14 protein-coding genes are annotated in these 11,773 nt (G+C 36.5%); 3 read left to right on the forward strand and 11 right to left on the reverse strand.

The features are described 5' to 3' along the window. The first annotated feature begins 215 nt into the window (after positions 1–215). Positions 216–1,007 carry a C40 family peptidase gene (locus KO561_RS16965; protein WP_231094509.1) on the forward strand — a complete coding sequence of 264 codons (792 nt, stop codon included), beginning with the start codon at positions 216–218 and terminating at the stop codon, positions 1,005–1,007. Positions 1,008–1,036: 29 nt separating this feature from the next. Here the strand turns inward: KO561_RS16965 and KO561_RS16970 are convergent, their stop codons facing one another. The 5 genes from KO561_RS16970 to KO561_RS16990 form a co-directional block, all read right to left on the reverse strand. Next, positions 1,037–2,065: a Gfo/Idh/MocA family protein gene (locus tag KO561_RS16970; RefSeq protein WP_231094510.1), complete on the reverse strand. Its 1,029-nt coding sequence runs from the start codon at positions 2,063–2,065 to the stop codon at positions 1,037–1,039. A gap of 13 nt (positions 2,066–2,078) precedes the next feature. Continuing rightward, positions 2,079–3,053, reverse strand: a complete 975-nt coding sequence (locus KO561_RS16975) for an ABC transporter permease (RefSeq protein WP_231094511.1) — start codon at positions 3,051–3,053, stop codon at positions 2,079–2,081. After that, positions 3,046–4,557: a sugar ABC transporter ATP-binding protein gene (locus KO561_RS16980; protein ID WP_331000802.1), complete on the reverse strand. Its 1,512-nt coding sequence runs from the start codon at positions 4,555–4,557 to the stop codon at positions 3,046–3,048. Before KO561_RS16980 ends, KO561_RS16975 begins: the two co-directional genes overlap by 8 nt. Before the next feature lie 63 nt (positions 4,558–4,620). Beyond that, positions 4,621–5,586, reverse strand: coding sequence for a substrate-binding domain-containing protein (locus tag KO561_RS16985; protein WP_231094512.1), 966 nt, complete (start codon positions 5,584–5,586; stop codon positions 4,621–4,623). 328 nt (positions 5,587–5,914) lie between these two features. Continuing rightward, entirely contained in the window at positions 5,915–7,048 is a 1,134-nt protein-coding gene (locus KO561_RS16990) for a M20 family metallopeptidase (RefSeq protein ID WP_231094513.1), read from the reverse strand. Positions 7,049–7,257: 209 nt separating this feature from the next. On the opposite strand from KO561_RS16990, the gene KO561_RS16995 reads away from it, so the two are divergent. Further along, entirely contained in the window at positions 7,258–7,413 is a 156-nt protein-coding gene (locus KO561_RS16995; protein ID WP_231094514.1) for a DUF1540 domain-containing protein, read from the forward strand. A 130-nt stretch (positions 7,414–7,543) separates the two neighbouring features. Beyond that, complete coding sequence (gene corA, locus KO561_RS17000; RefSeq protein ID WP_231094515.1) at positions 7,544–8,491, forward strand: magnesium/cobalt transporter CorA; 948 nt, start codon at positions 7,544–7,546, stop codon at positions 8,489–8,491. Between the two features lie 28 nt (positions 8,492–8,519). Here the strand turns inward: corA and KO561_RS17005 are convergent, their stop codons facing one another. The 6 genes from KO561_RS17005 to KO561_RS17030 all read right to left on the reverse strand — a co-directional run bounded on the left by KO561_RS17005 (position 8,520) and on the right by KO561_RS17030 (position 11,695). Then, on the reverse strand, positions 8,520–8,657 hold the full coding sequence (locus tag KO561_RS17005; RefSeq protein WP_231094516.1) for a hypothetical protein: 138 nt from the start codon (positions 8,655–8,657) through the stop codon (positions 8,520–8,522). A gap of 180 nt (positions 8,658–8,837) precedes the next feature. Then, a complete protein-coding gene (locus KO561_RS17010; RefSeq protein WP_231094517.1) occupies positions 8,838–8,975 on the reverse strand; it encodes a YvrJ family protein in 138 nt (45 codons plus the stop codon). Between the two features lie 53 nt (positions 8,976–9,028). Continuing rightward, on the reverse strand, positions 9,029–9,241 hold the full coding sequence (locus KO561_RS17015; RefSeq protein ID WP_231094518.1) for a DUF2922 domain-containing protein: 213 nt from the start codon (positions 9,239–9,241) through the stop codon (positions 9,029–9,031). A gap of 37 nt (positions 9,242–9,278) precedes the next feature. Next, the gene (locus KO561_RS17020; protein ID WP_231094519.1) at positions 9,279–9,503 is read right to left on the reverse strand and encodes a DUF1659 domain-containing protein; all 225 of its coding nucleotides are present in this window, start codon (positions 9,501–9,503) and stop codon (positions 9,279–9,281) included. A gap of 67 nt (positions 9,504–9,570) precedes the next feature. Then, positions 9,571–10,626, reverse strand: a complete 1,056-nt coding sequence (locus KO561_RS17025) for a glycosyltransferase family 4 protein (RefSeq protein ID WP_231094520.1) — start codon at positions 10,624–10,626, stop codon at positions 9,571–9,573. A gap of 145 nt (positions 10,627–10,771) precedes the next feature. Then, positions 10,772–11,695, reverse strand: a complete 924-nt coding sequence (locus KO561_RS17030) for a Wzz/FepE/Etk N-terminal domain-containing protein (RefSeq protein WP_231094521.1) — start codon at positions 11,693–11,695, stop codon at positions 10,772–10,774. Positions 11,696–11,773: the final 78 nt, after the last annotated feature.

Consider the following 11,773-nt stretch of genomic DNA (forward strand, 5'->3'; position numbering starts at 1 on the left):
AACTATAACCCCATGTAATCCTAATCCAGACATTGAAATACTACAAAAAATGAATTGTTCCTCTCATATTTCTACTAACCTACCATTTTTATCTACGATTATGTCCATAACACTGTATTATGGTTACAAATCGATTACATTCAATATTTTTCGACAAAGCACATGCTATACTCTGGATATCAAAATGACAAACTCAAGGAGTGAACAAAACATTCATGAAAAAAACAACAAAGACATTGATCACTGTTGCTACTAGTTTTGTTTTATCCACTGGATTTTCAAGTAAAGCGGATGCTGCTACTTATACGGTAAAATCTGGTGACAGCCTTTGGAGAATCTCTCAAACTTATAATGTGAGTATTAGTGAATTACAAACTATAAATAATCTTTCTGGATACACTATTTATCCTGGTCAAACGCTTGAAACAACAAGAGAAACAACTTCTATTACAAATACAGATGGAAGTGCAAGCACTTATACAGTTAAATCGGGAGATAGCCTTTGGGCAATCAGCAGAGCTCATAATCTATCTGTCTCTCAATTAAAGTCGTTGAATAACCTAAGCTCTAATACGATTTATGTTGGACAAGTTTTAAAAGTTAGCGGTTCAGCCACCTCAACACCTGTACCACCGACAACACAACAGTCTTATAAAACAGCCTTAGTTGCAGAAGCAAAAAAACACATCGGCACACCTTACAAGTGGGCTGGAAATGCTCCTGGTGGATTCGACTGTAGTGGGTTTATTTACTACACACACAACCAGGTTGGGAAGAAAATTTCTCGTCTATCTGCAGCAAGCTATTACAACATGGCTACAAAAATCAGCAGTCCAGAACCTGGGGATCTCGTTTTCTTTAAAGACACTTATAAGAGCGGCATCAGTCATATGGGTATCTTTGTAGGAAACAACTCGTTCGTGCACGCTGCTTCTAGTGGGGTTCAGCTTACAAGCTTGAGTAATACGTATTGGAAAGGTCACTTTGCTGGATACGGTAAATTTTAATCATAGAACGATAACAAAAACCAGATGAGTCAGCTCATCTGGTTTTGCTTTACATTCAGAAGTTCTTCTATGACTTTTAAGGATGTCAATGCATCATCTCCTGTAATAATTGGCTGTCTATCACGGAGAATACAATCAACAAAATGATCCACTATTCCGGTATTCGTTTGATTATCGTTTGTTTGAATCCCTTCAACCTTGTACTTCTCCATATCTCCATTACTATGTTCTACGACTAACTGATGCTCCTGTTCATAGTAAATCTTTAATATCCCTTTCTGACAATATATAATGGTACTATTATCCTCCGAGCCATAGTATGTCCATGAGAAGGATCCAGTTCCTATTCTTCCTCGTTTTGTTTTCATGATACAAACAACATTATCGCATACCTCAATTGGTTGTTGATTCTCATCCTTTTTATCTAAAGCACCATGAAAAGCTTGAATATCCTGTATATCATCATCCAGTAAGTAGTGAATTAAGTCTATTTTGTGAATGCCTAAATCACCCGCAACTCCTGTATGGGAACGATTCTTTTTAAAGAACCAAGTACTAGACGACTTGTTTATCCCCCAATATTCTGGTCCCCTATGGCCAAAAGTAGTTTTAAATGTTAATACTTCTCCTAGTTGTTTGGAGGATAGGATTTCTTTCGCTTTTTGATGCGCTTTATTGAATCGTTGGTTGTGATCAACCATTAATATTTTGTTGGATTTTTTTTGGGCATCAATGATAAGGTTTGCATGATCAACCGTAATGGCTATAGGCTTTTCACAAAGAACATGTTTACCATATAATAATGCTTCTGTAGAGTAAATATGGTGAGAATCATTGGAAGAGCAGTCACTTATTGCTGTTATAGAAGGATTCTGAAAGAGTTCTTCTATTGTTTCAACAACCTGACCAGAACAGGTATTAGCAAGCTGTCTCGCTCTTTCGACATTCCGATCGTAAAAATAAATTTGATCTACAAACGGATTGGCCATATATTCAGGAACATGTCGAAGTCTTGCAATGGATCCACAACCAATAATCCCTACATTTATCTTCTGCATGCAGCATTTCCTCCTATTCTCGTTTTTGGAATAGTACCGCTATAATAATGATCAATCCTTTAACCAATCCTTGTAAATATGGAGAGATATTCATTAGATTCATCATATTATTTAATACTCCTAGTAGTAATACCCCAAAGAAGGTTCCTATTACTTTTCCTCGCCCACCAGTCATTCTTGTTCCACCGATGATAACGGCTGCTATGGCGTCTAACTCGTATAAATTTCCCGAACTAGATGAGGAAATAGAATTTAGTCGAGACGTTTCAATTAAAGCAGCAATTCCAACCATTAAACCGCCTAATGTATAGACTCCTATCTTAATCCGATCTACCCGAATGGCAGATAACAAAGCAGCCTTTTCATTACTTCCTATCGCATATACATAACGACCAAACCTCGTTTTGTGCATGAGCACATAAATAGCAGCAGTTAATAGTAAAAAGAATATAATAGGGTAATCAATCATTCCAAGCGAACTGTTCGATATATTCATGAAAGCAGAAACTTCGCTTGTTTGACTCCCCCCATCTGCAATATAAAGGGCAATCGATCTAGCACCAGCCATCATTCCAAGTGTTGCAATGAAGGAGGCAATCTTTCCTTTTGCGATTAGCATACCGTTCATGAGCCCTATTATCGTACCTGCTGCTAAGGCAGTCAGTATTCCTACAAAAACATTATCCGTTGCATTCAAAGCCATCACTGTTAGGACACCAATTAATGCTAAGGAAGATCCCACCGATAAATCGATACCACCTGAAAGCATTATCACTGTCATACCTAATGCAATAATACCAATGGCTGAAACTTGCATCATGATGTTCAACATATTCTGGATCTCTAAAAATCTACTATTCATTATGGAAGCAATTATCACAATGATTAAAAAAGCGATTACAACGCTATAATCACTCCGTATCCATGAAAGGCTTCTGAGTCTATGCTTTGGGGGCATAGTGTTTTCTTCCATCTGTAGATTAACCAACTCTCTCTCCTCCCTTCACTGCACCTGTTGCATATTTCATAATTTCTTCTTCACTAGTTTCTAAGCCATTAAAAGTCCCTGTTATTTCCCCTTGAAACATGACGTGTACTCGATCACAGATTCTCAGTATCTCTGGCGCTTCTGAGGAAAGAATAATGATGGCCTTTCCTAGTTTAGCCAAGTGAATAATGTGCTGATAAATTTCACTTTTCGCCCCGACGTCGATGCCTTGAGTCGGATTATCAAAAATTAAAACATCAGAATCCTGTTCTAGCCATTTTGCAATGACGACCTTTTGTTGATTACCTCCACTTAGAGCGTCAATGGGGGCATGAGGATCACTGACTTTAATATTTAGCTGTTTTCTATAGTGTAAAAATCGTTCATATTCTTTTTTATCACTGATAAGCCCTCCTTTTTCAAAATGATTCATGGAAGAAAGACTCATATTATGGATTACGCTTAGGTCTTTTACGATTGCGTTTTCCTTTCGATTTTTTGGAACTAGACCAATTCCTGCTTTCACCGCTTTACTCGGATGAGTTAATTTAACTGACTTTCCGAATACTTCAACAGAACCTGTGAAATTTTGGCGATACCCAAAAATGCTTTCAAACAATTCTGTCCTTCCATCACCAGCTAGACCAGTAAAACCTACTATTTCTCCTTTAGATACAGAGAAGTTTATTTGGCGGAAGGAGGAACTTGTTAAGTTTTGGACCGTCAATACAGCTTCTCCATGCTTCTTAGTTTGTTGCAAGGCATCCGTTGAAACCGATTTTCCGACCATGAGTTGTGTTATCTCATCAATTGTAGTTTTCTTCATCTCGCCACTTTTAATAAATTCTCCATCTCGCAAAATCGTGTATCGATCACAAACAGACTGAATTTCTTTTAATTTGTGGGAAATGTATATGATAGAAACCCCGGATTCCTTCAGTGAACGCATTAATTCGAATAGCTTTTCGATTTCATGATCCGTTAGTGAGGTTGTTGGTTCATCCATGATTATAATATTGGAATTTTTTAATAATGCTTTTCCAATCTCAATCAATTGCTTATACGAAGTTTCTAAGTCGCGGACATACGTTTTTGGATTCACAGAGACACCTAGCTTTTTTAAAACTTCATTAGTTCGTTCACACATTTGTTTTACATTTACAATCCCAAATTTATTACGAAGCTCTGATCCTAGAAACATATTTTCATAAACCGTTAAATCCGTTACCACATTCAGTTCCTGATGGATAAAGCTAATTCCCCGTTGCTGTGAATTGCGAGGAGTATCCATGGAAACCTTTTGTCCATCCATATATATGGACCCCTCGTCCGGTGTTAATACCCCACCAAGAATATTCATCAAGGTTGATTTGCCAGCACCATTCTCTCCGAGTAAAGCGTGTATCTCACCCTTTTTTACATGGAAATCAACACCATGTAGTACTTCCACCTGATTAAATGATTTCCTAATACTGCTCATTTGAAGTAGTAATTCCTGATTCACTTTTCTACTCCTTCCTTAGGGGAATGGGGGAAGGCTATGTTTTCCTTTCCCCATTTGTTTGTTCTAATAATTTGCATCTGGATTATAATGGTCTGCCACATTTTCTTCCGTAATTTGAGTTGCTTCAAGAACAACCTCTTCTTCCTCCGGCTCCTCACCATTAGCAAGCTTAGCCCCAACCTTTACCCCATCTTTGACCATTAGAGGTGAATACAGAAAAGTAGCTTTTAATAAACCACCGTCTTGGATTATTTCATATGCTTCTTTATGACCACCTGCACCTGTAACAAATTGAATATCTGTGCGATTAGCCTCATTTATAGCTTGTATGACACCTAGGGCCATCTCATCATCATGTGTGTACACAGCATCAATTTCTGGGTTAGCTTGTAAAATGTTTTCCATTACCTTTAAAGAAGCCTCCGTTTGGAAGTCCCCTGATTGAGTCGAGATGATTTCAATATCTGAACCTTCTATAGACTCATAAAACCCTTCACTCCGTAGTGTCGTTACAGAGCTTGGGGATCCTGTGATCTCAACAATCTTTCCACTACCGCCAAGATGTTCCACAAAATACTTACCTGCGTTGGCACCAATTCCTTTGTTATCCCCTTTAACTAGAACTGTAGCTGTGTCATTTGTTAGTTCACGATCCACAATTACAAGAGGAATCCCTGCTTCCTTAATTTTTGTCCCAACTGGAGATAACGCCTCTGATTCAATGGGAAGCATAACAATCGCGTCCACTTCCTGTGTAAGTAAGTCATCCACATTATTTGCTTGTGTCGTTGGATCCGCAGCAGTTGTAAACACATAGTCATCAATTGTCCCATCTTCCACTAGAGCCTTCGCTTGATCTTCAGCATTTTGAATTAATGCCCCCAGCCATCCATGATCCGCGGAAGGCATTGCAAGGCCTAATACAACCTTGTCATCCCCATCACCAGAACTTCCGCTTGATGAGTTTGAACATCCGATTAATCCAAAAACCAAAACAATTGCGAGAAGTAAAAATAACAAACGTTTCATTTCATTCCACCCCTTCATTTTAATGTAAACGATTACATTTCAGAGGTAAAATATACGACATTAAATACCCAATAATGTCGTATTATTTTTTTGTTCAAAGATGTTGTTTCTTCTATTATAGACTGCGAGATTTTGTTGTAGGTAAGGATAAGAATTACTTTTGAGATGTATTTCAGAAGATAAATCTTGAAGTGGTTTCTAAAATGATAAACTAGTGATGCGAACCTTTTTGTAATCGTTTACATTTTTATATTAGTTTAACTTACACTATTTGTCAACAATAATTTTTGTAGTTACAAATTAAAAACCATGGAATTATCCATGGCTTTTACATATTTCTTTTAATTGCCTCCGCCAACAATGCAGCACGATAAGGTAGGTTCCCAAGAATAATATGTTCATTCTCAGCATGAGCTCCGTCTCCCTTAGGACCTAGTCCATCAATAGTTGGAACCTCTAAGGCAGCTGTTAAGTTCCCGTCACTTCCGCCACCGGATGCACCCTCTTCCAGATTATAGCCGTGACTTGCAGCAATTTCCTTTAGCTGTTGATATAACTCTTCTACTTCTTCCGTACGCTCCAATGGAAAACGATTAATTCGTCCTTCTACCGTTACTGACGTTCCTTCTACAAAAGTAGGTCGATCCAGAATTGCTTGTTCAAGAGCCTTTGCCTGCTCTTCTGTATCAAAACGAACATCGACTTCCGCTTCTGCATATGCCGCAACAACATTACGTCTCGTTCCACCTTTGATTTTCCCAATATTTATGGAAATTCCCTGTTCACAGTCATCTAAATTTTTCAAGTCCGTAATCTGCAGTGCAAGCTCCTCAATAGCACTGGCCCCATCCCAAGGGTTGATTCCAGCATGAGAAGATTTCCCCTTAATCTTTAGTTTAAATATACCGATACCTTTTCTTGCTGTTTTTACTGCTCCTGATTTGGCAATACTACATTCTGGAACGAAAACAATGGAGCTTTTCTGTGCTTCCTCTTCGATTAAATCACGGGAGTGTTGACTTCCAATTTCTTCATCAGAGGTCGCAAGAAATACAACTTTTCTATTTCCAATATGACCTAATTCCTTTAAAGCTTTCAACGCCCACAAGGTAATCGTAAGACCACCCTTCATATCAAACACACCTGGACCATAAAGCTTCCCTTTTTCTTTCCTTATTGGAATAGCACCCTTGTCCCAAACCGTGTCATAATGGCCAATGATTAGTATTTGATCCTGTGCTTCTTCATTTCCGAAGGTGAATTTATATTGATTTCCCACTTTTTCCTTCTTAATCATTTCAATTTTTCCGTGAACGAGTCGCTTGAACTCATCCTTTAAAACCAAACCACATTGGTCCGATAGTTCTTTATTTTTCGACGGAGATTCTGCTTCTACAAGATGTAATAACGTCTCCTCGATTTCTGTTTGGTGTTGCTTTAGGTAATCCACAATCGATGACATTGTGTTCCTCTCCTGTTGTCGGATATTCCCGATTTTTATATAGATAAACTGATTATAGCATAATCATTCAGACAAATTCGTTGGATGATTTTGTAATTAAAGTTAGTTTCTACTCACCCTATACCCTTTTTTCCATGAAATATTCCTCTTCCTTATGCATGATAACAACGATTACGCGGCAATCTATTGTTATAGGAGGTGTGCTAACCATGGCTCAAGATGTACTATGTGAAGTAAGCAACTGTAAATACTGGGCAAATGGCAACAAGTGTGCCGCAGAAGCTATTTATGTTGTAAGCCATAGAGGGAAAGAGGCGTCCAAGCAAGAAGAAACGGATTGCCAAACCTTCGAGCCTCAAGTGTAAGCCACAAAGCCTTCTTTCATATAGCCTAGCTTCCTCGACGAGGAGGTTAGGCTTATTTGAATAGGGCGATTGAATGTTAGCATTTAAGGGAAAGAGTAAGGATAGGAACTTATTCAGAGGAGAATATCATATGATACAGGTCATTGCCATTACAAAAGAGAACAAAACAATATCTGGGATTACCATTGAACAGCTTAAGGAGATGGATTATAAATGGTTTTGGATAGACTTTAATCAGCCAGAAGAACACGAAATAAGAGAGTTAGATAAAGCCCTTCGATTCCATCCACTTGCCATTGAAGACTGCATACATAGCTTGCAACGACCGAAGCTTGATTATTATGACAGTTATACCTTTTATGTAACCCACGCAATCATGAAAGAGGACCTAGGTCGAAATGAAATAAACTTCTTTATCGGAAAAGATTACATTGTTTCCTTTCATCATCAAGATGCGAAAGAAGTAAATGCAGTTTGGAATCGAGTCCTTTCTCTTGAAAATTTAGAAAAATGGGATGAGTATCGTTGTTTTTATGAAATTCTAGATAAAATCGTTGATAATTATTTCCCTATCGTTTATGAATTAGAGGATGCTTTAAATGAGATAGAGGAGAATGATGAAGAAAAGCCAATGGATGAGTTGTTGGATCGTCTGTTTGATATTCGGCACCAGTTACTAGCCTTAAGACATACGATTAACCCTGTAAGAGATTTGTTGTATCGAATGTTAAACTCTCACCATCTTTCCTTAGTTTTAGATCGGCGTGAATATTTTGTCGATATTTACGACCATTTATTGAAGCTATCTGAAATGGTAAGCTCAAATCGCGAAATCGCGAACGACATACGTGATAATTATATTTCCATTAACTCTCATCAGCAGAATCAAGTTATTCAAGTATTAACGGTGATTACGTCTATTTTCGCACCATTAACATTTATTGCTGGGATCTATGGGATGAATTTTCAGCGTATGCCTGAGTTGATGTGGGATTATGGATATTTTATCGTACTGGGTTTGATGGGTGTTATTGCAGTGCTGATGTTTATTTGGTTTAAAAGGAAGGGCTGGTTTTAGATGCGAAAAAAAGAGCAGAAAATCCTGCTCATTTAGTAGTCATTTTTAAAAGTGCTTTTTCTAAGTCTGTCATGACTTCTTTTAATGTAGCTCCATTTGTTCCTTTTTCATAAACACTCATTAAAAGATCTTTTAATTGATCCTTTTCACTTGCTACCGTTTTCATTGCATATCCTCCAACATATAATGATCGATGCATTATATCATTCTATAGTTATATTTGCTGTATGGCTGTTGTAAATAAATTGTAAAATTTTCACGATAAAAATATAATATCATAAACTAATAGAATATGTAACCACTTGGGAAAAAATAACGATAAGGAGCCAAAAATGACTCCTTATCGTTATTTTAGCTTATCTGGTAAAGAAATGATAGATTCTATGAGAATGTTTAGTTTCCCTTCAATTCGATGCATTAAGTAAAAGGTCACAGCGATTGGAAAACCAACATCCTTAATAAAGGACAACCATGTCTCTCCCACCATTTTGCCTCCCCTCTATAAAAAGGGAGTGAAAAAATCACTCCCTTCATGCATTAGATCTCAATATCAAATACGTTACGTTCTACAATACGCGCCTCTTTCTTCTCTACAAGGTCTCCACCGGAAGAATAAAGTGCGTTCTGAGCAATGATGGTATCCATCGCTGTGTTTACGGCTGCTGGGTCAGCAGGTTCAACTGGAGCATCTAGAGAAATTGTCACAGTCTTCCCTTCCGTGTTAAAGAATTTGAGTTCTAATTTCTTCATCCTTTTCACCTCCCACTTTTCAACCTTGACCTAGAATTTACGATTCCGTAATCAATAGGTCATCTTTTTGCTGAATGGAGTTTAACGTCTTTTGTTGTAATGGTACAAGTGCGCTAGCAATGGCGAAAAGTTGATCTGCAGTTGCTGTTGTTTTTACATTGTTGAATGATTTTCTTCTTAAGATTGTTTCACCCGTTTCTGGATTCACCCCATCCTCAAATACAAGCTGTAGACCGGAGTCTACTTTTTGTGCGACTGCCATAGCAAAAACACCTCCTTTCACTTCAATAATGGTTTGGAAGTGATAGGGAGGTGTCATATAAAAGAATTTATTTATTAATTTTAAGTTTTTCCTCTTGGAGTAATTTTAGTAATGGTCTATAATTCTTATCTATTAAACCAGTAGACTCAACTATTAACTCAGTCAAAATTAACAATACTACTATTGTGATTGTTGAACCCCACATTGTTGTCCTAGAGAAGATAATTGCAGCTACACTGAACAATCCACTTATAGCATATATAAGTAATACCGTTTGTCTGTGACTATACCCTAGACCTAATAAACAGTGGTGGAGGTGCAATTTATCTGGCGCTGAAAGTGGTTTTCTTTGAATAATTCTCCTTATAATTGCAAAAAATGTATCTAGAAGCGGTACTCCAAGAATTATAACAGGTATTAATAATGAGAAGAACGTTACATTTTTATATAAGCCCATTAGTGATAGTACACTAATCATGTACCCCAACAATAAAGAACCCGTGTCTCCCATAAAAATTTTTGCTGGGTAAAAATTATATACCAGGAAGCCTAGAGTACTACTTAACAACATTATCCCCAATAACGCAACGAAAGTATTTCCAAGGGATATGGCCATGCCTGATATAGTTAATAAAGCTATTGAGGATACCCCTGCAGCAAGCCCATCTAAGCCATCAATTAGATTAATAGCATTAGTGACTCCAACAATCCAAAGAATTGTTATTGGAATACTTAAATAGCCAAATTCAATACGATCTAAAAACGGTATAGTAATAAATTCAATCTGAATCCCACCAATTACTGTTATTATAGCTACCAATAATTGAACTCCAAATTTTATCTTTGCTGGGAGTTCAAATTTGTCATCTAAAACACCTAGCAGTGTAATGATGAATAAGCCTATAATAATTGGAATCCAATTGAAATTTTTCTCAGAGAATAACACAAACCCTATTATAAAGCTGCTAAATATTGCAAGCCCACCTAGCCGCGGCATAAGCTTAACATGAACCTTGCGTTGGCTTGGCTTATCTGTAGCACCAATCCTAAGTGCAACTTTTTTCACAAAAGGTGTTATAATCAATGACAAAATAAAGCAAGCTAAACCTGCTACAAATATCATTTTTGACCTCCTAAAAGCACATCTTTGCTTTTAATCTATAATATTGTTAGTTTATCAAGTTTAAGTACTACGTTATTATAATAAAAATTCAATCTAAATTCCAATTTAAATTTTTTTGACACTAGAGTGGGATATAAATTCCACTCTAGTCTCTAATTATCTTTTTGTAATAATCCAAAAATAGTACAAGGAAAATACTTAGTAAAAGTCCCAGCATTAGTGCTGCAAAATAATTAAATGATTCATTTGGACCGGTTTTAACTGACTCTGTATCAGAATCTAATTGCTCAATAGATAATTCATTAAATATATTTTCATTATCTTTACTAATTGAACTGATCTCCTCATATTGTGCAAGATAATCATTGTAATTTTTCACAGAATTCTGTATCTCGGAACTAGTTTGAACTACATTGACCATTTCCTCTGGAGTAAGTCCATCAATGGTATCTGTAATTTCCTCATTTATATCAATAATTTTGTTTGGACCGAACAAGTTTTCAACTACCAAAACGGAAGGCAACTTCACATTCACTTTCTTTAAATCACTTATAGCTTGGCGTACTTTACTTATCTCTTCGTCCATCTTCTCATTATAATAGCTTGCTCTATCATCTGTTTGTTCCTTCAATAGTAAGGATAATTCTTTATCTGTATTGGAAACTATACTTTGAATCACTTCTTTGTTTAATTGTTCATTGGAACCAGTTTTATTAATTAAGATACCGTTATCTGCACTTGATACTTGAAAGCTAATCATCGCTTTTAGCTCGTCTAGAGAGCTATTAAGATTCATTTCATTAATTACACTCTCCAAGACTTCATCTGAATTCATTACTTCTATAATTCCGTTTGAAGAAAATAATCGTGTAATTTGTGGGTCTAAATCTTGAACAAGTTCTTCATAACTACCTAATTCAATCTTTGTTGTAGCTCTATATGTATCGTTTAAGATAAATTTGTTAAAAACAAAGCCTAGAGCTAGAAAAAATAACGTGATTAGAACTATTAATAACTTTCCTTTCCACAAAGTGAACAGAAAATTCTTTACTTGATTACGTTCTTCCATTATTAAGCCTCCATTTTCTAAGATTCAAGTTTATGAAATCTTAGATATCAATAATACTACAGTTATTATATCAATCAT

The organism is Radiobacillus kanasensis (assembly GCF_021049245.1).
GTDB classification, from domain to species: Bacteria; Bacillota; Bacilli; order Bacillales; family Amphibacillaceae; genus Radiobacillus; species Radiobacillus kanasensis.